The organism is Kingella kingae ATCC 23330 (assembly GCF_900111845.1).
GTDB classification, from domain to species: domain Bacteria; phylum Pseudomonadota; class Gammaproteobacteria; order Burkholderiales; family Neisseriaceae; genus Kingella; species Kingella kingae.
This window is the reverse complement of record NZ_FOJK01000021.1, coordinates 1-21147: the sequence shown is the minus strand read 5'-3', so window position 1 is coordinate 21147 and position 21147 is coordinate 1. Positions and strand designations below refer to the sequence as shown.

The 21147-nt window shown below is 43.4% G+C and carries 23 protein-coding genes and 2 pseudogenes; 16 read left to right on the top strand and 9 right to left on the bottom strand.

Annotated elements, in window-relative coordinates:
* The 6 genes from BQ5809_RS11560 to BQ5809_RS05765 all read right to left on the bottom strand — a co-directional run.
* Nucleotides 1-105, bottom strand: a 105-nt coding sequence (locus tag BQ5809_RS11560; RefSeq protein ID WP_420911738.1) for an IS1 family transposase, incomplete at its 3' end; no start/stop codon positions are given.
* Nucleotides 106-261: 156 nt separating this feature from the next.
* The gene (locus tag BQ5809_RS05785) at nt 262-525 is read right to left on the bottom strand and encodes a SemiSWEET family transporter (RefSeq protein ID WP_003785368.1); all 264 of its coding nucleotides are present in this window, start codon (nt 523-525) and stop codon (nt 262-264) included.
* A 42-nt stretch (nt 526-567) separates the two neighbouring features.
* Nucleotides 568-897, bottom strand: a complete 330-nt coding sequence (locus BQ5809_RS05780) for a DUF421 domain-containing protein (RefSeq protein ID WP_331250424.1) — start codon at nt 895-897, stop codon at nt 568-570.
* A complete protein-coding gene (locus BQ5809_RS05775; protein WP_003785363.1) occupies nt 898-1200 on the bottom strand; it encodes a DUF421 domain-containing protein in 303 nt (100 codons plus the stop codon). It abuts the gene before it with no gap.
* Between the two features lie 4 nt (nt 1201-1204).
* The gene (gene carA / locus BQ5809_RS05770) at nt 1205-2332 is read right to left on the bottom strand and encodes a glutamine-hydrolyzing carbamoyl-phosphate synthase small subunit (RefSeq protein ID WP_032827584.1); all 1128 of its coding nucleotides are present in this window, start codon (nt 2330-2332) and stop codon (nt 1205-1207) included.
* A 234-nt stretch (nt 2333-2566) separates the two neighbouring features.
* The gene (locus BQ5809_RS05765) at nt 2567-4777 is read right to left on the bottom strand and encodes a UvrD-helicase domain-containing protein (RefSeq protein WP_003785360.1); all 2211 of its coding nucleotides are present in this window, start codon (nt 4775-4777) and stop codon (nt 2567-2569) included.
* 171 nt (nt 4778-4948) lie between these two features.
* Between BQ5809_RS05765 and BQ5809_RS05760 the strand changes: the two genes are divergently transcribed.
* From BQ5809_RS05760 to dnaK, 3 genes are all read left to right on the top strand, one after another.
* A complete protein-coding gene (locus tag BQ5809_RS05760; RefSeq protein WP_003785358.1) occupies nt 4949-5155 on the top strand; it encodes a bacterioferritin-associated ferredoxin in 207 nt (68 codons plus the stop codon).
* Nucleotides 5156-5305: 150 nt separating this feature from the next.
* Entirely contained in the window at nt 5306-6415 is a 1110-nt protein-coding gene (recA, locus tag BQ5809_RS05755) for a recombinase RecA (RefSeq protein WP_003785355.1), read from the top strand.
* A gap of 369 nt (nt 6416-6784) precedes the next feature.
* Nucleotides 6785-8710 (top strand): molecular chaperone DnaK, encoded by a 1926-nt coding sequence (dnaK, locus tag BQ5809_RS05750; RefSeq protein ID WP_003785354.1) that lies wholly within the window; start codon nt 6785-6787, stop codon nt 8708-8710.
* Between the two features lie 299 nt (nt 8711-9009).
* On the opposite strand, the gene BQ5809_RS05745 is transcribed toward dnaK, so the two are convergent.
* Nucleotides 9010-9954 carry a branched-chain amino acid transaminase gene (locus BQ5809_RS05745; protein ID WP_003785353.1) on the bottom strand — a complete coding sequence of 315 codons (945 nt, stop codon included), beginning with the start codon at nt 9952-9954 and terminating at the stop codon, nt 9010-9012.
* Between the two features lie 169 nt (nt 9955-10123).
* Between BQ5809_RS05745 and BQ5809_RS05740 the strand changes: the two genes are divergently transcribed.
* Entirely contained in the window at nt 10124-10426 is a 303-nt protein-coding gene (locus BQ5809_RS05740; RefSeq protein WP_003789339.1) for a LapA family protein, read from the top strand.
* Nucleotides 10427-10434: 8 nt separating this feature from the next.
* Nucleotides 10435-11610 (top strand): lipopolysaccharide assembly protein LapB, encoded by a 1176-nt coding sequence (gene lapB, locus BQ5809_RS05735; RefSeq protein ID WP_003785351.1) that lies wholly within the window; start codon nt 10435-10437, stop codon nt 11608-11610.
* A gap of 58 nt (nt 11611-11668) precedes the next feature.
* On the opposite strand, the gene efp is transcribed toward lapB, so the two are convergent.
* Both efp and BQ5809_RS05725 read right to left on the bottom strand, forming a co-directional pair.
* On the bottom strand, nt 11669-12229 hold the full coding sequence (gene efp / locus BQ5809_RS05730; RefSeq protein WP_003789334.1) for an elongation factor P: 561 nt from the start codon (nt 12227-12229) through the stop codon (nt 11669-11671).
* A gap of 349 nt (nt 12230-12578) precedes the next feature.
* The gene (locus tag BQ5809_RS05725) at nt 12579-13049 is read right to left on the bottom strand and encodes a universal stress protein (RefSeq protein ID WP_003785348.1); all 471 of its coding nucleotides are present in this window, start codon (nt 13047-13049) and stop codon (nt 12579-12581) included.
* A gap of 127 nt (nt 13050-13176) precedes the next feature.
* On the opposite strand from BQ5809_RS05725, the gene BQ5809_RS05720 reads away from it, so the two are divergent.
* The 11 genes and pseudogenes from BQ5809_RS05720 to BQ5809_RS10755 all read left to right on the top strand — a co-directional run.
* Nucleotides 13177-13956, top strand: a complete 780-nt coding sequence (locus BQ5809_RS05720) for a tRNA threonylcarbamoyladenosine dehydratase (protein ID WP_003785346.1) — start codon at nt 13177-13179, stop codon at nt 13954-13956.
* 8 nt (nt 13957-13964) lie between these two features.
* Nucleotides 13965-14510, top strand: a complete 546-nt coding sequence (locus BQ5809_RS05715) for a nitroreductase family protein (protein ID WP_003785344.1) — start codon at nt 13965-13967, stop codon at nt 14508-14510.
* 6 nt (nt 14511-14516) lie between these two features.
* Complete coding sequence (locus tag BQ5809_RS05710; RefSeq protein WP_003785342.1) at nt 14517-14963, top strand: NanQ anomerase/TabA/YiaL family protein; 447 nt, start codon at nt 14517-14519, stop codon at nt 14961-14963.
* 27 nt (nt 14964-14990) lie between these two features.
* On the top strand, nt 14991-15182 hold the full coding sequence (locus tag BQ5809_RS05705) for a hypothetical protein (protein ID WP_003785341.1): 192 nt from the start codon (nt 14991-14993) through the stop codon (nt 15180-15182).
* A 72-nt stretch (nt 15183-15254) separates the two neighbouring features.
* Nucleotides 15255-16325 carry a 3-isopropylmalate dehydrogenase gene (gene leuB / locus BQ5809_RS05700; RefSeq protein ID WP_003785340.1) on the top strand — a complete coding sequence of 357 codons (1071 nt, stop codon included), beginning with the start codon at nt 15255-15257 and terminating at the stop codon, nt 16323-16325.
* 116 nt (nt 16326-16441) lie between these two features.
* Nucleotides 16442-16816 (top strand): PAS domain-containing protein, encoded by a 375-nt coding sequence (locus tag BQ5809_RS05695; protein WP_003785339.1) that lies wholly within the window; start codon nt 16442-16444, stop codon nt 16814-16816.
* 222 nt (nt 16817-17038) lie between these two features.
* Complete coding sequence (locus tag BQ5809_RS05690; protein ID WP_003789318.1) at nt 17039-17356, top strand: hypothetical protein; 318 nt, start codon at nt 17039-17041, stop codon at nt 17354-17356.
* Between the two features lie 1642 nt (nt 17357-18998).
* Nucleotides 18999-19631 (top strand): annotated as a pseudogene (locus tag BQ5809_RS05680) (iron-regulated protein FrpC); the annotation flags it as partial.
* 238 nt (nt 19632-19869) lie between these two features.
* Entirely contained in the window at nt 19870-20217 is a 348-nt protein-coding gene (locus BQ5809_RS05675; protein WP_003785334.1) for a hypothetical protein, read from the top strand.
* A gap of 18 nt (nt 20218-20235) precedes the next feature.
* Nucleotides 20236-20994, top strand: a complete 759-nt coding sequence (locus tag BQ5809_RS05670) for a hypothetical protein (protein ID WP_003785329.1) — start codon at nt 20236-20238, stop codon at nt 20992-20994.
* Nucleotides 20995-21059: 65 nt separating this feature from the next.
* Nucleotides 21060-21147 (top strand): annotated as a pseudogene (locus BQ5809_RS10755) (IS5/IS1182 family transposase); the annotation flags it as partial.

The following is a 21147-nucleotide window of genomic DNA, read 5'->3' as shown; positions in this document are numbered from 1 at the left end:
AAAATCTTTGCAAAAATATTTTTGTTTACGATTGCAAGAGTAGCCATTTTTCTTTATATTTTGTCCTTGGCAGCGAGGACAAGTTAGAGTTATTTCTGTTTTCACACACTCAAATATACTCTGTTTTTGCTGCTTTTTTATTGCTTATTTTTTTACAGCACACTTTTCAGGGCGCCACCCTTTTTCATAGGGTCAATCCTTATGTTAATAGTGGTGAGTAAGACCGGCCAGTATTTGACTGGCATGAAATCGGTATGATTTTTAAAAGCTGGTAATAAATGTAATCAAGCCAAACACAATACCAGGTGCATTAGCCAATGCCACAGGCCAATCGCGTTTTTCTTTAAGTAAGCCATATGCCACCCATAAGGTACAGTTAATCGCTGCCACCAAAGGTTGCAAAGGTGCGCCTTTGTTGCCTGCCAAATTCGCTTGAATTTGTGGAATATAGGATACATACATACCCACTGCCATAATCGTAGCGGCAATAGACAATATGCGCATTTGTTTTTCAGTTAATTTCATAAAAAATTCTTTTCTTTCTTAGAGTAGTGTAAAAATATTGGATTAATCTTCTTGTTTGGTTATGGCAATTTTTCCATCATTATATTCAGCAAGGAATATTTTGCTAACATCTTCAATTCCTTGTGATTTTAATTCAGCAAGCAACCAATCTTCATCTTTATCAATCATTTCCAATGTCGTTTGCACAATCACACCATCGGTAACCAAAGAATATTTGGGATTGGTTTCGCTAAACGATGTAATGATAATTTGCCCATCTTGTTCCAAAATGGCTTGTTTTACATCTTTGATTGAGTAGATGCTTTGCATACGCAATTTAAAAGACAAATCATGTGCTGATAAGCCCACTTGCTTCATGGATTTGACATCAATTTATCCTTTTGAAACCAGTACAACTAGTTCACCATCAACCCATCGTTTGACTAAATTATTATGCTTTTTCAACCATCGCAGTGATAAGACTAACATCAACCAAATGATTAAAATCAACATAAACTCTAAAACGGTAATATCAGGATTGTAAATAACGCCACCAACAATACCACCTAATACATAATTTTGCACTTGATCGCTTGCAGATGCAGGGGCAAGATTCCACTTTTCTGTTAAATTAATCAGTAATATCAATGCCAAAAAACCCAGCAACAATTTCAGTGCAACATCAAAATAAAACACAAACTTACCCTTTTATTGCTTTTATATTAGCAACAAATTTATCAAACAAATAACCGACATCATGCGGACCGGGACTGGCTTCGGGGTGTCCTTGAAAACTGAACGCGCTTTGATTCGTCAATTCAATGCCTTGCACCGTGCCGTCAAACAGCGAACGATGCGTTACGCGTACATTTTCAGGCAGCGTGTTTTCATCAACTTGGAAGCCGTGATTTTGGCTGGTAATCATCACTCTACCTCTCGCCAATTCTTGTACAGGGTGGTTTGCGCCATGATGCCCGAATGGCATTTTGCTGGTTTTCGCGCCGCTCGCCAAACCCAATAATTGATGTCCCAAACAAATCCCGAACACAGGTTTTTTGGTTGCCAAAATTTCGCGGATTGCATTGATGGCGTAATCGCAAGGCTCTGGGTCGCCTGGACCGTTGGACAAAAATACGCCGTCTGGATTGCTTGCTAACACATACGCCGCTGGGGTTTGTGCTGGGAAAACGGTTAAGCGGCAACCGCGTTGCGCCAACATTCGCAAAATATTGGTTTTCACGCCAAAATCGTACACGGCAACGTGCAATGGCGTTTCAGGCTGCCTGAAACCTTCACCCAAAGCCCATTCGCCTTCTTTCCATTCGTAAGGCATTGAGCAGGTTACTTCTTTTGCCAAATCTTTACCTACCATGCTGCCAAATTCGGCAATCAATTTTTGCGCTTGTTCAACGGTTGCGTTGTCGCCAGTCAAGATTGCGCCAGCTTGTGCGCCTTTGTCGCGCAAAATTCGCGTTAAACGGCGCGTGTCAATGTCGGCAATGGCAACGGTTTCGTTGCGAACCAAGTATTCTTGCAAACTTTCTTCAGCGCGGAAATTGCTGTGCAATAAGGGCAAATCGCGAATAATCAAGCCAGCCGCGCGGATTTTGTCGCTTTCCACGTCTTCGCGGTTTGCGCCTGTGTTGCCGATGTGGGGATAGGTTAGCGTTACGATTTGTTTGGTGTAAGACGTGTCGGTCAGGATTTCTTGATAGCCTGTCATGGCGGTATTGAACACGACTTCGCCTGATGTGTTGCCGTTGTAACCGACTGATGTGCCGTGAAAAACGCTGCCGTCTGCAAGTACGAGTAAGGCTGGAATAGACATTTTTTGAGAACTCCTGATTTTTAAAATAAGGTTTTTGTGCAGGCTGCTTTTTATGGTTGAAAAAAAACACGCAACATAAATTTTTGTTGATTTATGTTCCGTGCTTTCAGGTATATGCGCTGCAAGAAAGCGGTGTATTGTAAACAAAGTAGCGTGTTTATTCAAGATACGTTAAGCAACGGAGTAACTTAAATAAACTCGGTAAGATAAATCCCACCTTACAGCCCACATCAATCACAACTTCTCCAATTTCGCAAACGCCGAATCCAATTCCTTAATCCCTTGTTTGCCAAAGTTAATCGTCAGCCGTGCGCTGCCATTTTTGTTTACCGCATCAATAATCACGCCTGTGCCAAATTTTTCGTGGCGCACATTTTGCCCCAATTCGTAGCCATCAAACAATGTGTTTGAGCTTGGGATTGAATGTGCAGGCTGCTTTTTGTTTGCTGCAAACGGCTCGCGCCAAGTGTGCAGGCTGCTTTTTTGGTTTGCCGATAGAAAATGCAGCAATTCCACAGGAATTTCATCAACAAAACGCGAAGTCGTGCCAAATTGCGTTTGTCCGTGCAACATACGCTGCTGCGCCATTGTCAAATACAAGCGTTTGCGCGCGCGCGTAATCGCCACATACATCAATCGCCGCTCTTCTTGCAAACCGCCTTGTTCTTTCAAACTCAATTCGCTGGGGAAACGCCCTTCTTCCAAACCACTCAAAAACACCGCGTCAAATTCCAAGCCTTTTGCCGCGTGAACTGTCATCAACTGTACCGCTTGTTGCCCAGAAGCAGCCTGCATTTCGCCGCTTTCCAATGCCGCATTGCTCAAAAACGCCAAAATCGGAAATTCTGGGTTGTCCAACGCATTTTCAGGCAAGTTTTCAAATGCCGTGTCTTCGGGTTTGAAGTAATGCACCGCGTTCATCAATTCGTCCAAGTTTTCGGTGCGTTCGCGTTCCGCAGGCTGCTTTTGCGATTGATAATGCGCGTATAAACCGCTGTCGTCCAAAATATTTTGCATGATTTCGGGCAGCTCCAACACGCCCACTTGCTCGCGTAAACGCTCAACCAACTGCACAAACGCCGCCACTTTTGCCTTGCCTTGCGTGCAGGCTGCTTGCCACAAAGACGTGCCTTGTTGCTGCGCGGCGTGTTGCAAATCTTCAATGCTTCGCGCCCCAATGCCACGCGGCGGAAAGTTAATCACGCGCAACAAAGCGTTGTCGTCATCGGGGTTCACCGCCAAGCGCAAATACGCCAGCGCGTGTTTGATTTCTTGCCGCTCATAAAATCGCAATCCGCCATAAATTTTGTATGGCACAGCGGCTTTGAACAACGCCTGCTCAATCACACGCGATTGCGCGTTGCTGCGATACAACACCGCCATTTGCTCCAACGACCAGCCATCGCGCTGCAAATTTTTGATTTCTTGTACGATAAATTCCGCTTCTTCAAAATCGTTAAACGCCGAAAAAAAGCGAATTTTGTCGCCCAACTCGGCATCGGTACGCAGATTTTTGCCCAAGCGTTCATCGTTGTTTTCTATGACTGCGTTGGCAGCCTGCAAAATCGTCCCCACAGAACGATAGTTTTGCTCCAATTTAATCGGCTGCTCAATGCCAAATTCGCGCATCAACGCCGTCATATTGCCCACATTTGCGCCACGAAAACGATAGATAGATTGGTCATCATCGCCCACCGCAAAAATCGCCGTTTGCTCGCCTGCCATCAGTTTGAGCCACGCATATTGCAATTTGTTGGTGTCTTGAAATTCGTCCACCAAAATGTGGTTGAACCGCTGTTGATAATGTTGGCGCAAGGCTGGGTTACGCTGCAACACTTCGTAGCTGCGTAACATCAGTTCAGCAAAATCCATCACACCTTCGCGTTGGCACATCGCTTCGTATTCCGCGTAGCATTCAATCAGCGTTTTTTCGTATGGATTACTGGCGTGCAGGCTGCTTGCGCGTAAACCGCTTTCTTTTTGCGCGTTGATAAAGCCCATCAGCACACGCGGTGCAAGCGTTTCTTCGGCAACATTAAGCTGTTTGAGCAGGCGTTTAACGAGCGATAACTGGTCTGCGCTATCCAAAATCTGAAACGCTTGTGGCAACTGGGCATCGCGGTAATGCAAACGCAAAAAACGATGACACAAACCGTGAAACGTCCCCAGCCACATGGCACGGAGATTGGTCGGCAACATCGCCCCCAAACGGGTTTGCATTTCTTTGGCGGCTTTGTTGGTGAACGTAACCGCCATAATGCTGTGTACGCTTGCCATGCCGTTTTGCAACAGCCACGCAATGCGAGTTATTAGCACGCGCGTTTTGCCCGAACCTGCGCCAGCCAACACCAACACCGACTGTGGTGGATAAGTTACGGCAGACAATTGTTCGTTGTTTAAGTTGTGCAACAAAGATGCGCTGAGTTGAGAATCAGAAAAAAACATAATTAAAAAGTGCAGGCTGCTTGGAAATAAAAACGGCATTGTAGTGAAATTCGGTCAATAAAGGAAAATATCTATATTAAAATTTTACTTTCCCCTATTGCCAAAACAAATGAAAGACAATATCATTAGCAACAGATATTTACTATCGTTTGTTTTTAGGGAGACATGATTATGTTTGTATGTATCTGCAATGCGATTACTGACCACAAAATCAAAGAAGCCGTTGCTGCTGGCGCGTCTTCCTTAACCGATTTGAAAGACCAACTGGGCGTAGCAACTTGCTGTGGCTGTTGTGCTGATTTAGCATCGTCTTTCTTGGGTGCAAACACAGGCAATACACATACAAGCTTGTCTTCATCTATTGTGGTGGAACGCTAGTTTTTATCTGTTTTTCATTTTTATTCCTTTTATCACTTGATACAGCAACTTTCGGGTTGCTGTTTTTTTGTGCAGACAAAACCAAGCAGCCTGCATTTGATTATGCGATAATGCGCCCACTTTTTTTATTCAACAGCAGAGAACAAAATCATGGCAGAAAAAAAATCCAGCAAAGACAAAGTATCCGTAAACCGCCCCACCACCGAAGCCGAACGCGCCACCGCATTGCAGGCTGCTTTGGCACAAATTGAGAAAAACTACGGCAAAGGCGCAGTCATGAAAATGGACGGCAGCCACCAAGACGAAGAATTGCAAGTCATTTCCACAGGTTCGCTCACATTGGACATTGCCTTGGGTGTGGGCGGTTTACCACGTGGTCGTATTGTGGAAATTTACGGCGCAGAATCATCGGGCAAAACCACTTTATGTTTGGAATCGATTGCACAATGCCAAAAAGCAGGCGGAACGTGTGCGTTTATTGACGCAGAACACGCATTTGACCCTATTTACGCGCGTAAATTGGGCGTAGAAGTCGAAAAATTGTTGGTATCGCAACCCGACACAGGCGAACAAGCTTTGGAAATTTGCGATATGTTGGTGCGCTCGGGCGGTGTGGATATGGTCGTGATTGATTCGGTTGCCGCACTTGTTCCCAAAGCGGAAATTGAAGGCGACATGGGCGACAGCCACGTTGGTTTGCACGCTCGTTTGATGAGCCAAGCCTTGCGTAAACTGGCAGGACACATCAAAAAAACCAACACGCTGGCGGTGTTCATCAACCAAACGCGCATGAAAATTGGCGTGAGCTATGGCAATCCAGAAACCACAACAGGCGGCAACGCGTTGAAATTCTATGCGTCTGTGCGATTGAATATTTCTGGCACAACCAAAATCGAGAAAAATGGCGAAGCGATTGGTAAAGAAACCAAAGTCAAAGTGGTTAAAAACAAAGTTGCGCCACCGTTCCGCATGGCTGAATTCGACATTTTGTATGGCGAAGGCATTAGCTGGGAGGGCGAATTGATTGATTTGGGCGCAGATTTGGACGTGATTAACAAATCGGGTTCGTGGTTTAGCTACGAGGGCAACAAAATCGGTCAAGGCAAAGACAACGTGCGCCAATGGTTGAAAGATAACCCTGAAATCGCCAACGAAATTGCGGCAAAAATCCGCGAATTGGTGAGCGACAATCCATCGGCTATCGAAAGCATTTCGGCTGACGATGATGACAATGCGCCTGATTTTGGCGATGATGAATAATTTGCCGTTTAATTAAATGGTTGTGTTTTAATTTTTCGTTGATATGCGAACACAGCCAATTAAATCAACATAAAAAGCAGCCTGCACTTTTTGTTTAACAAGTGCAGGCTGCTTTTTTGTATATATAGTGAATTAAATTTAAGTCAGCACAAGGCGACAACGCCTGCCGTGTACAAATCGTACATAAAGGCGTTGGCAACGCAGTGATGGCTTGAATTTAATTCAATATAAACAAAAAACTAGAGTTTTTTTGTACCATTTCTACTTGAAAAGACAGCAGCCAGCCTTATCTTGCCAAGCATCGTAGGCAAAAGCAGCCTGCACTCGTAAACATCCGTAGAAACACGACTATTTTTAGGAGCAAAAACAATGGCAAAAGTAATTGGTATTGACTTGGGCACAACCAACTCATGCGTGGCGATTTCTGAAAACGGCACGATTAAAGTGATTGAAAACGCAGAAGGTGCGCGCACCACACCATCGATTGTGGCATACACCGACAGCGAAACACTGGTTGGCGCACCCGCTAAACGTCAAGCCGTAACCAACGCAAAAAACACGATTTACGCAGCAAAACGCTTAATCGGTCATAAATTTGAAGACAAAGAAGTTCAGCGCGACATTGAAACCATGCCATTTGAGATTATTAAATCTTCAAACGGCGACGCTTGGGTAAAAGCACAAGGCAAAGAATTGTCTCCGCCACAAATTTCTGCCGAAGTGTTGCGTAAAATGAAAGAAGCTGCCGAAGCGTATTTGGGCGAAAAAGTAACCGAAGCGGTCGTAACCGTGCCTGCTTACTTCAACGACAGCCAACGTCAAGCCACCAAAGATGCAGGTCGCATCGCTGGTTTGGACGTTAAACGCATCATCAACGAGCCAACCGCAGCAGCTTTGGCGTTTGGTATGGACAAAGTATCAGGCGGCGACCGCAAAATCGCAGTTTACGACTTGGGCGGCGGTACGTTCGATATTTCGATTATTGAAATCGCGGACGTGGACGGCGACAAACAGTTTGAAGTGTTGGCAACCAACGGCGACACATTCTTGGGCGGCGAAGACTTCGACCAACGCATCATCAATTTCATCATTGACGAGTTCAAAAAAGAGCAAGGCATTGATTTGAAAAATGACCCAATGGCAATGCAACGCGTGAAAGAAGCCGCAGAAAAAGCCAAAATTGAGTTGTCTAGCGGTCAGCAAACCGAAATCAACTTGCCATACATCACAATGGACGCGACTGGCCCGAAACACTTGGTGTTGAAAATCACACGCGCGAAATTTGAATCTTTGGTGGAAGATTTGATTACACGTTCGATTGAGCCTTGCCGCATCGCCTTAAAAGACGCTGGTTTGAGCGCGTCTGATATTGATGATGTGATTTTGGTGGGCGGTCAAACTCGTATGCCAAAAGTACAAGAAGCGGTTAAAGACTTCTTTGGTAAAGAACCACGCAAAGACGTGAACCCTGATGAAGCGGTTGCCGTGGGTGCAGCGATTCAAGGCGAAGTGTTGGGCGGCGGTCGCACAGACGTGTTGTTGTTGGACGTGACGCCGTTGTCTTTGGGCATTGAAACCATGGGCGGCATCATGACCAAGTTGATTCAGAAAAACACCACGATTCCAACCAAAGCATCGCAAGTGTTCTCCACAGCGGAAGACAATCAACCAGCCGTAACCATTCATGTGTTGCAAGGCGAACGCGAACGCGCTTCGGCAAACAAATCGTTGGGTCAATTCAACTTGGGCGACATCGCACCTGCACCACGCGGTATGCCACAAATTGAAGTAACTTTTGACATTGACGCAAACGGCATTTTGCACGTTTCGGCAAAAGACAAAGGCACAGGCAAAGCGGCAAACATCACGATTCAAGGTTCATCTGGTTTGAGCGAAGAAGAAATCGAACGCATGGTTAAAGACGCGGAAGCCAATGCCGAAGAAGACAAAAAATTGCACGAATTGGTGCAAAGTCGCAACCAAGCCGAAGCCTTGATTCACTCAGTTAAAAAATCTTTGGAAGAACACGGCGACAAATTAGAAGCTGCTGAAAAAGAAAAAATTGAAGCGGCGTTGAAAGATACCGAAGAAGCGGTTAAAGGCGACGACAAAGCCGCGATTGATGCCAAAGCCGAAGAATTGGGTAAAGCCAGCCAAAAATTGGGCGAAATCGTGTATGCCCAAGCGCAAGAGCAAGCACAACAAGGCGAAGCAGCACAGGGCGCAGCGTCTGGCAGCAGCAAAAAAGACAATGACATTGTGGACGCGGAATTTGAAGAAGTGAAAGACAAATAATCGGCGTTGATTGTTGTTGATTAAAAAGCAGCCTGCACATTTTGTTTACTGAATGTGCAGGCTACTTTTGATATAGTGGATTAAATTTAGATTAGGACAAGGCGACAACGACCGCCTTGTACAGCTAGTACATAAGGGAGTTGGCAACGCGGTACTAATCTAAATTTAATTCACTATAAATCGTTCTTTTTTATCCGTGACCCAGACGATTTGCCGATTGAGTTTTATAGCGAATAAACAAAGTGCAGGCTGCTTGTTCCATTTCCAGAAAAGCAGCCTGCACTTTGTTTATGGATAAATTAACCTACATACGTCAAATAATGTTCATACGCAGGATTGCGTCCTTCCACAATATCAAAAAAGCGTTTTTGGATTTCGGTGGTAATTGCGCCACGCTCGCCAATGCCGATTTGACGGTTGTCGATTTCGCGAATTGGCGTTACTTCTGCCGCTGTACCTGTAAAGAACACTTCGTCTGCAATATACAATTCATCGCGTGTGATGCGTTTTTCTACCACTTTGATGCCGATTTCGGTGGCGATTTCAATCACAGTGCGGCGTGTGATGCCGTCCAAAGCCACGTCCAGCGCAGGGGTGTAAATCACGCCGTCTTTAATCACAAAAATGTTTTCGCCCGAACCTTCGGCAACATAGCCTGTTGCGTCCAACAAAATCGCTTCATCATAGCCGCCTTGGTGCGCTTCGGTGTTCGCCATAATGGAGTTCATGTAGTTGCCATTGGCTTTAGCTTTAATCATGGTGATGTTGGGGTGATGACGCGTGAAGCTGCTGATTTTGCAGCGAATGCCTTTACGCAAGCCCTCTTCGCCCAAATACGCGCCCCATGCCCAAGCGGCAACAATCACTTGCACGTCATCAGCTTTGGGGGCAATGCCCAATTTGTGTGAGCCGTAAAACGCCATTGGACGGAAGTAGCACGATTTCAAACCATTGGCTTTGACGACATCGATGTGTGCTTGGTTGATTTGTTCTTTGGTAAACGGCAAATCCATGCCCACAATTTTGGCAGAATTGAACAAGCGATTGGTGTGGTCTTGCAAACGGAAAATCGCTGGGCCTTTGGGCGTGTCATACGCGCGAACGCCTTCAAATACGCCCATGCCATAGTGCAAAGTGTGCGTTAAAACGTGGGTTTTGGCATCGCGCCAATCGACCATTTCGTTGTTGTACCAAATTTTGCCATCGCGGTCAGATAAAGGCGTAGCGAGAATGGGTGCGCTCATAATATCTCTTTCTATGTGTTGAGTGGTTCAAGTTAAAGGGAAAGTGGGCGATTATACACGCGCAAAACGATTAAACAAGTATCAAATCTGCCCCAAATCGTTTACACTTACGGCAATTTTGACGTCTTGCAGCGCAAGCAGCCTGCACTTTTTTACAACAGGAGCAATCATGAAGTTATTCTATTTAATCATCAAAGCCATTGTTTTGATTTTTTTCTTGATTCTTGCCTTAATCAATTTCCAGCGCGTGCCGTTTTCGTATTTGCCATCGCAGCAAATGGAATTGCCTTTAATTGTCGTGATGTTTGGTATGTTTGTCGTGGGCGCGATTTTTGGCATGTTTGCCTTGTTCGGACGACTGTTGCGCCTGCGTAGCGAAAATGCGCGTTTGCGTGCCGAAGTCCAAAAATCTGCTCGTTTGGCAACCCAAGACATTGCCGCGCCCGTGCAGGCTGCTTCTGACAAGCAATAAGGAATCGTATGGACAACAATATAGACATTTGGTGGCTGCTGATTCCAATTTGCATGCTGCCTGTGTTTTTTTTACTGGGCTGGCTGGCAGCGCGTGTGGACATGAAAACGGTGGTCAAACACGCCAAAACCGTTCCCGAAAATTTCTATTCGGCGGTTGATGCCTTGGTAAACGACAACAAAACCGCCGCCGCACGCTATCTATCCGAAGTGGCTCAAATGCAAAACAACGCGCACGAATTGAATTTGTCGCTGGGCAAGTTGTATCGCCAACATGGCAAAAACGACAAAGCCATTGCCCTGCACAAAGCCTTGCTGGATTCGCCCGACACGGTAAACGAAAAACGCGAACGTGTGTTATACGAACTGGGTTTGGACTACAAAAGTGCGGGTTTGGTGGATAGAGCCGAGCAAACTTTTTTGGGATTACAGTCGAGCAATATGGCAAAACAAGCCAACGAATGGCTGTTGAACATTTATCAACAAGACCGCGACTGGGAAAAAGCGATTGCCACCGCACAACTATTGGCGCACGATGAACAAACCTATCAATTTGAAATTGCTCAATTTTATTGCGAAATTGGGCAAAATCAATTCTTTCACGGCAATCTAAATGCCGCGCAAGAAGCAATGCAGGCTGCTTTGTTGGCAAATCCCAAATGCACACGCGCCAATATATTGCTGGGCGATATACACCAAAAAGAAGGCAATTACCGCTCCGCCATTGATGCCTACACCGCGATTGAAAAGCAAAACTACGCTTATTTAACCATGGTGGGCGAAAAGCTATACGATGCCTACGAAGCCTTGGGCGAAGCGCAGGCTGGTTTGGACGTGTTAATCGGCTATGCCAAAGCCTTTCCGCAAATTGATTTTTTGAACGTGATTTACGACAAATCTTTGTTGCTACACGGCGAGGCAGTTGCCAATGAAACCGCGCTGGATTTGATTCGCAGCAAACCCGATTTAAACGGCATGTATCGCCTGATTGGTTTGAGTATGCCTGATTTAAATTCGCAATGGAAAGCCGATGCCGACATGATGCGCGGTGTACTGAATCGCCAGTTGCAAAAAACATGGATGTATCGTTGTCAGCATTGCCATTTCAAATCGCAAGTGTATTTTTGGCATTGCCCTGCTTGCAACAAATGGGAAACCTTTACACCCAATAAAATTGAAGTTTAAATCACACAAAAAAGCAGCCTGCACAATTTTAAAGTGCAGGCTGCTTTTAACTTAAATATTAAGCACGTTTACGGAATTCGCCAGTGCGCGTGTCAATTTCAATTTTGTCGCCGTTTTCAACGTAAGACATCACTTGGATTTCTGTGCCGCCAACCAAACGCGCGGTTTTCATCACTTTACCAGATGTGTCGCCTTTAACTGCAGGCTCGGTGTATTCCACTTCGCGCACGATAATCGTTGGCAATTCAACAGAGATTGGGTTGCCTTCGTAGAAAGTTACTTCGCAGTCATCTTCCATGCCGTCCACGATGAATTTCAACGCATCGCCAATGTTTTCTGCTTCGATTTCGTATTGATTGAACTCGTCGTCCATAAACACATACATTGGGTCAGCAAAATAGCTGTATTTGCAGTTTTTGCGCGACAAAACAATCACGTCAAATTTGTCGTCTGCTTTAACGATGGTTTCAGACGCTGCGCCTGTCAGCAAGTTTTTCAATTTCATAGACACTTTTGCTGATGAGCGACCGCCTTTGATGTATTCGGTTTTTTGTACAACCATAGGGTCATTACCAATCATAAATACGTTACCAGCGCGCAATTCTTGTGCAGTTTTCATAAAAATATCTCTTTGTTTGTTGGTTAAAAATAAAACGCGCAATTTTAACGTAGATTGCGGCTTTAATAAAGTGCTTTGCGTTATACGAGCAAAAAAAACGCGCCTACTCAAAAGAATAGGCGCGAAGTCTACAAAGGAGAAATGCAGGAGAAATATTCAATCCCATTTCGTAACTGAACAGGACGGATTATGTACTTTTATTTCATTCTTGTCAAATAAAATTTGCATTTTCTCTGAATTTTTTCAATTTCAGCATTTTGATTGGTAGCAAAATTTCAGTTTAAAATACAAAAGCAGCCTGCATTTTGAATCGTGTGCAGGCTGCTTTGTATCAAAATAACAAGAGTAATTACTCACTTACTTCGCTGTTTTGACTGCGAATTACCAACAATGGCAAATGGCTTTGACGCATCACAGTTTCGGCAAAGCTGCCCATCAGCAAGTGCATTAAACCTGTGCGACCGTGTGTGCCAATTACGATTAAATCTGCGCCTTGTGTGTCGGCAAAATCGACCAATTCTTGCGCCATTTCTTTTTCGCCGCGCGATGCGACCAGCAAGTGTGTTTGCACGTTGGCAACGCCTGCGTTTTTGGCGGCAAGGCTGGCTTCGGCAAGCACTTCGTTACCACCCGAAATGGCGGCGGCTTCGTAGCTTTCGTGTTGCAAAAATTCGGGGGCGAGCGTCATGTATTCGCTGGGGTTGGCAACGGTTACCAAAGTCAGTTGGGCATTGCCTGCCACAGCCAAGCTAGAAGCGTGTTGCAGGGCGTTCAGTGAAGTATTGCTGCCATCTACGGCAACGACGAGATGTTTATACATAAATTACTCCATTGTTAGGTTGCACAGGCTTATACCTGTACTTTGCAGTATAATAGATGTTGTATGCTTTGTCGGCATTTTTTTCTTTTGCAGCGCAAAAAAGCAGCCTGCACTTTTTGGAAGATTTATGGAACAATCGGATTATTTGCGCCGCTTTGGTGGCATTGCGCGTTTATATGGCGAACAGGGTTTGCAGGCATTGCGTCAAGCGCACGTTTGCGTGGTGGGCGTGGGCGGCGTGGGTTCGTGGGCTGCCGAAGCGTTGGCACGAAGCGGAGTCGGCAATATCACTTTGATTGATTTGGATAATATTGCCGTGTCTAACGTCAATCGCCAGCTACACGCGCTCACGCCCGATTTTGGTAAGGCAAAAGTTCGCGCCCTGCACGAACGAATCGCACAAATCAACCCAGAATGCGCGGTACACGAAATTGAAGATTTTGTTGATGACGACAACTTGCCCGAATTATTCCCCAAGCAGCCTGCATTTGATTTTGTGATTGACGCAATTGATCAAATGCGTATCAAAACCGCGATGGTGTTGCGTTTTACCCAAACCAAACAAGCATTTATTGTGAGCGGCGGTGCAGGCGGACAGCGCAATCCTGCCTTGATTGAAAACGCGGATTTGAGCGAAACCACGCACGACCCATTGCTGTCTAATCTGCGCTACACGCTACGCAAAAAACATGGCTTTGCACGAAATGGCAAAATGCGCGTACCATGCGTGTATTCACGCGAACAGATTACGCCGCCACAAGTGCAGGCTGCTTGCGACCTCAACGCCGCGCCACAAGGTTTATCGTGTGCAGGTTATGGCGCGAGCATGCTGGTTACGGCAACTTTTGGGCTATATTGCGCGACCGCTGCAATTGAACATATTATTCGTACTCAATCATCTAAATAGGACAAAACATGGATAGCTTAACCCTTTTGACCACACGTCGTTCCACCAAAACCCTAGCCGCGCCTGCGCCAGACGAATTGCAGCTAGACAGCATTTTGCAGGCGGCAACGCAAGTGCCAGACCACGGACATTTGACCCCATGGCGTTTTGTGGTCATCCAAAGCGAAGCAGGTTTACAACGCTTTCAAACCTTGTTGCGCGACACCGTAACCCAGCTCAATTTTAGCGATGAAGCCATGAAAAAAGCGGAACGAGTTGGCGCAATGAGTCCGATGACGATTGCCGTAATTTACAGTCCCAAAGCAGGCAAACCCGAATGGGAGCAAGAATTGAGTGCAGGCTGCTCTGCCTATGCGATTCAGCTTGCCGCCAAAGCACAAGGTTTTGACAGCGTTTGGATTACGGGCATGTGGGTCAATTCGCTCCTGCTCAAAGAAGCGATGGCATGTCAGGAAAAAGAAAAAATCATCGGCTTGATGATGATTGGCACGGCAACCTGTTCGCCAGACGCACCCAAAAACAGCGATGTTGCCAAGTTCACAACCGTTTGGTAGCGCCGCATGATTCACGATAGCATTGCCAACGCCCAGCGTTATGCCGCGCTGCACCCCGATTTTGCCCAAGCCATTGCGTTGCTGCAAACGCTGGATTTCGCCGCCTTACCCGATGGGCAATATCCGATTGATAACCCGAATATTCGCCTGTTTATCGGCAGCGAACCCATGCGAACACGCGAGCAAGCCAAGCCCGAACGGCACACGCATCACATTGATATTCAAGTGCCGATTAGCGGCGCAGAAGAATATGGCTGGATAGACAAAAGCAGCCTGCACAATGGTTTAGGCTACAACGAACAGCGCGATGTCGAATTTTTTGATTGCGAACCAACAGCGTGGCTAACGGTTGATGTGGGCGAATTTGCGTTGTTTTTCCCAAATGATGCGCACGCGCCGTTGGTTGGCACAGAAGCGATGATTCGCAAGGCGGTGTTTAAGATTCGGGCATGATGTCAATCAAACAAAAAGGTCAATAAAATGTTGCCTGCTGCTAAAAATCAAGAAACACGCGCAGAATTAAACAGATTGGCACATTTAGCAGTAGAAACTGCTTATGACACCATTTCCGATAATGACCGTTCTAAATACCCCCCAGAAGAACAAAAAAGCATCGCGGAAGAACTATCAAAAGGCATTTTCCAACACTGCATGCAGAACAATGTAAATTAATGACATTTCGTAGCTAGCTTGAAAATAAATGCAGGCTGCTTTTTATTTACTACACTTTTTGGATAAACAAAAATGACAAAACAAATCGCCATTTTACGCGGAGACGGAATCGGTCCAGAAATCGTGCGCGAAGCCGTGCGCGTGTTGGACAAACTGATTAAGCAAGGCTTGGACGTGGCTTATGAATACGCGCCTTTGGGCGGCGAAGCCTACGACCAATTTGGTGCGCCGTACCCAGAATTTACGCAAAACCTGTGCCGCAAAGCAGATGCCGTGTTGCTCGGCGCGGTAGGTTCGCCACAATACGACAAATTAGACCGCCCATTGCGCCCAGAGCGCGGCTTGTTGGCAATTCGCAAAGATTTGAATTTGTTTGCGAATTTGCGCCCAGCCGTGTTGTACAAAGAATTGGCAAACGCGTCCACATTGAAACCTGAAGTCGTGGCTGGCTTGGATATTTTGATTGTGCGCGAATTAACAGGCGACATTTATTTTGGCGAACCGCGCGGCATTCGCGTGCTGGAAAATGGCGAGCGCGAAGGCTTCAACACGATGAAATACAGCGAAAGCGAAATCCGTCGCATCGCCCACGTTGCCTTCCAAGCCGCGCAAAAACGCAGCAAAAAAGTGTGCAGCGTAGGCAAAGCAAACGTGTTGGAAACCACCGAATTGTGGCGCGAAATTTTTGACGAAATCGCCCCAGAATACCCCGATGTGGAATTGAGCCACATGTATGTGGACAACGCGGCAATGCAGTTGGTTCGCGCCCCCAAACAGTTTGACGTGATGGCAACGGGCAATATTTTCGGCGACATTTTGAGTGACCAAGCGTCTATGCTGACAGGTTCGATTGGTATGCTGCCGTCTGCTTCGTTGGACGAAAACGGCAAGGGCTTGTACGAGCCGTCTCACGGTTCTGCACCTGATATTGCAGGGCAAAACAAAGCGAATCCGTTGGCGACCATTTTGTCGTTGGCGATGTTGGTGCGTTACAGCTTGAACGATGAAGCGCGTGCTGTGCAAATTGAAAACGCGGTGCAAAAAGTGTTGCAACAGGGTTTCCGCACAGGCGATATTTTTGAAGACGGTTGCCAACTGGTTTCTTGCTCGCAAATGGGCGATGCGGTGTTGGCTGCGTTGTAATTGTGATATAAAGTGCAGGCTGCTTTGCTTTTTTATCTAAATGGCTGATTTAGGTATCAAAGGGCAAAAGCAGCCTGCACTTTATTTGTATGATAACACATCACAGGAGAACAACCATGACCCAGTTAGCCTATCAAGCCATGTTAGAACAAATGACCGATTCCATTATTTTTGCCGATGAAAAAGGCGTGATTCGTTTTTGGAATACCGCCAGCAAAAAAATGTTCGGGTTTAGCGCAGCCGAAGCCTTGGGACAGAGTTTGGACATTATCATTCCCGAAAAACTACGCGCACCGCATTGGCGTGGTTTTTATGCTACGGTGCAAAGCGGCAAAACCAAGCACGATGGCAAAGCAACGCGCACCAAAGCCCTACATAAAAATGGCGAATTTATTTATGCCGAAGTCAGTTTTTGTTTGATTAAAGATGAACACGGTACGGTGTTGGGCTCGTTGTCGTCTGCGCGACCTGCTGCACCCAAAGTAGCGTAAATCAAAAAAATGAAGGGGCTGTCCTAGATAACTAGGACAGCCCCTTATAAAAAATTACCACGCTCTAACAAAGCCTACGGCTACGACCCCCTAATCCTAAACCTAGATGGCAAAGGTATTCAAACCATTGCACCATCTTCTATCAGTGCGCGTTTTGACCATGACGTAGATGGCATCGCAACCGCTACTGGTTGGACAGCAGCAGGTAATGGTATTTTGGCATTGGATTTGGATAACAACGGCAAGATTGATAGTGGTAAAGAAATTTTTGGTAATCATTCGGTTTTGTCTAATGGTGCGACAGCCGCTCATGATTATGCAGCACTGGCAGAATTAGACAGCAACAATGATGGTAAAGTAAATGCTTTGGATAAGGCATTCAATGAATTAAGAGTATGGATAGATGCTAATAGCGATGGTATTAGTCAAGTAAGCGAATTGCATACTCTAATGAGTTTAGATATTCAATCGCTTAATTTAGAACATCAAGAAAATAGCAAAGATTTAGGTAATGGCAACGGTTTAACCCATAATCGGTAGCTACACTAAAATAGCCGTTACACCGATACGGTAGAGCTGACACCTGAACAATTAAAAGCTCCTAATTTACAAGGTTTAGGGCGCTTACGTGATTTACGCTCGGTTACGCTGAATTAACCAGTAATGTTAAATAGTTTTGATATTTCAGGCAGCTTGACAGCTGATTGAAATATCAGGATTACAAAAATAAGAATAAGTCTCAAAGTTGTTGACCGTAATTTTAAATTATGATAAATTTTGTAAAATTTCTATGTAGGGAGAAGTAAAATGATTGTGGCCTGAAATGGGTGGGTGCAAGCCTACCCTTACGCTTTCTTAAGACAATTTTATAAAAGGTTAAATAAATGTATTCATGGTATCGTTTTTTTTCTTTTTCGCTATTTTTGTATCATTTATTAAATCACTTTTTTATATTCTTTTTTTTAAAGAAAATCACTTTTATATTATAAATATCATAGGAATATTATTTTTAATATGCTTATTTTTTCTCATCAAAATGAAAATAAAAAAATATTTTTATGATGTAGTGATTATGCAAATAAAAACAGATTTTCTTATGCAATATGAGTACTCTATTAAAACTAACAAGAAAAAAATCATTACCTATTTTTCGTTATCTTTTTTAATGTTACTAACGCCATATGAATTTGTTTTAAATCTCTATAATATAGAGAGTTTTTTTGGTATTTGGGTAATTACTTTAGCTGTAACTTATTCAACTATTATCCTGATTTTTCATTTATTTTTACAATGTTTATTTTCGTTTTGGATTAAGAATTAATGAGGTATATATATGAACAATAATCGTCAAAATTCTGTATGTTTTAAGTCACAAAATCAATTGGAAGATCCAATACAATGGATAATAAATTATTATAACAATTATGGTCTCCAAGCAGCTACAGATTTATCGCCTTATGTTCTTCCTGGGTTTTTAAATTATTTGGGAGAGAAAGGAATTGGTTCTGGAGGACTTGATATAGATTCAAAGTTAAAGTTATATAAAAATTTAAAAATGGCAGAAACATATACGTCTTCTACAACAAGAAAAGAAGGAGTATATAGTGCTAAAGCAATACGTCAAGATATCTTAAAGAATAAAATTCCAGAAATGCGTCAAGCAATGAAGTCTGATGTATATGCACAGACCTCGCGAATAATGAAGCATGTGGGTAACGGTTTTGCATACGCAGGGGCAACATATGAAATTGGTAAAAGTCTAGTTAATCCTGAGACAAAAACAAAAGATTTTGTTAAATCAAGTATTAAAGGTATTGGGATTTTAGGTACTACTGCAGCATTATCATTATTGCCAGCTACAATACCAATTGCATTGGGAGCAACAGTTGCTGTTGCGTCTGGAATTATGGTATCCGCACTTCTTGATGGAATAATGAAAACAGAAGAATTTAATAATTTATTTGGAGATATCGGGGAACAAGAACTTGGTCAAACATGGCAATATTTAACGGAAGATTTTTTTGATGATGTCAGTGAAACTTTTGAAGAACTTGCTAAAAAATTTATTGATGATAACTATGACATATATTCAGAAAGAATTTCTGATAGTTTAGATAATTTTCCAATCAATAAACCATGTAATAATTTTGATCCTTACCATTATAGATATAGACAATTAAATAAAAATGGCAAAGCTCACGGCTACGACCCCTTAATCCTAAACCTAGACGGCAAAGGCATTCAAACCATTGCACCATCTTCTATCAGTGCGCGTTTTGACCACAACGCAGACGGTATTGCAACTGCTACAGGCTGGACGGCAGCAGGTAACGGTATTTTGGCGTTAGATTTGGATAAAAACGGCAAAATTGATAGCGGTAAGGAAATCTTTGGTAACCATTCTGTTTTGTCTAATGGTGCGACAGCAGCTCATGGTTATGCAGCACTGGCAGAATTAGACAGTAATCACGATAATCTCATCAATCAAGCAGATGAATTGTTTAGCAGCCTGAAAGTATGACAAGACATCAATCAAGACGGCATCTCACAAGCCAATGAATTGTTTACATTACAAGCATTGGGTATTCAATCTCTTAATTTAGAACATCAAGAAAATAGCAAAGATTTAGGCAATGGCAACCGTTTAACCCATATTGGTAGCTACACTAAAATAGATGGTACAACTAGTGAAATGGGCGATGTAGAATTTGCTAGCAACAGTTTGTATAGCCGTTACACAGATACGGTAGAGCTAACTCCTGAACAATTAAAAGCTCCTAATTTACAGGGTTTAGGTCGCTTACGTGATTTACGCTCGATTACGCTGAATTAACCAGTAATGTTAAATAGTTTTGATATTTCAGGCAGCCTGAAAGTTGATTGAAGTATCAGAATTATAAAAATAAGAACAAGTCTCAAAGTTGTCGACCGTAATTTTAAATTGTGGTAATTTTTGTAAAATTTCTGTTGCAAGGATAAGTTAATGAGTAACTTGAAATGCGTGGGTGCAAGCACCCACCCTACGCTTGCTTAACCAGATTTAGGAGTGTTCTATGGAATTCAAAATATTGCCATATTTTTTATTTATTTCACTAATACTATTAACTGGCTGTGAAGATAGAACCTATCATCATGTAGGTTTGGAGTTTGCAAAAGAATATAAGCGTATTTATCAAAAAACAGATTGTGAAAAGATTTGGTTTAGTCAAAATTCAGAAGGAGTAAGTATTTCTATTTTTTCATTTTGTAAAAATTCTATTCCATTTGTAAGCCAACAGGCTTATTTACTTCATAAAAAATATCATATCACTATTCATGTAGAATTTTTTAAACAAAGTAGAGAGGAATATGTAGAAATATTTTTGAAACCTAAACCAACTATTGAATTTATTTTTAGATAAATTTTTAGGAGAATTATTATGGCATATAGTATAGAAGTTAGGGTCGATACATTTGCAGATGATGTAATACCTCACACGTTTATTGTTCTTACTGATGAAAATGGAAATAAGCGTGGGTATGGTTTTGCACCAGAAACAAGCCATAGTTTACAGGGTAATGGAAAGATTTTTGATGATACTGATCATAAATATTCAGCTACAACAGGAAAAATTCCGCTTACTCAAGAACAATATCAAAATATGATAAATTATATTAATGAAAGTACAGCAAATCCACCACAATATAACCTATTCTTTGGTAGCCATTGTGCAACTTGGGCGTTAAATGTATTAGATAAAGGTAATATTAATTCATTAGTAACACCAAGTTTAGATCCTGAAAATATTGTGACAGATGTTAGTCAAACTGTAATATTTAACCCATATACCCAGTATTTAAATATAAAAATTAATCAAATATTTAGTAAAGCTTCTGCGGCGTATAGTCAAACAAAAGCAGACTTTAATAACAGTGTAGATAAATTCAAAAATTCCATAAATGACTTTGTTCAGGATGCCAAAGGTGCAGCAAATGAGTTTTCAAAAGATGCACAAGAAAGCTGGAATAAATTTAATCAAGCCAGTCAAGAAATTTATAATGACATGGTTAATAATGCCAGCGAAAAAATAGAGGACGCTGCCGATTTTGCACAAAAAATGAGCCAAGAGCTTCAAGATGCTGCAAAATCTTTGGAGCAAGATTTAAAAGATGCTGGTGAAGCTGCTAGGGGCTATTGACAATTCAAAAAAAGAGGCAAAGGATTTAAGATATTGTTTCCACACAACCATCCTAAACCTTTGCCATGTCCCGAAACACGCTTACAAATGAAACATGGTCAAGACTGTTACCTATTTTGAAACAGCTTGGCATTTATCGCAAGAAAAATTTAC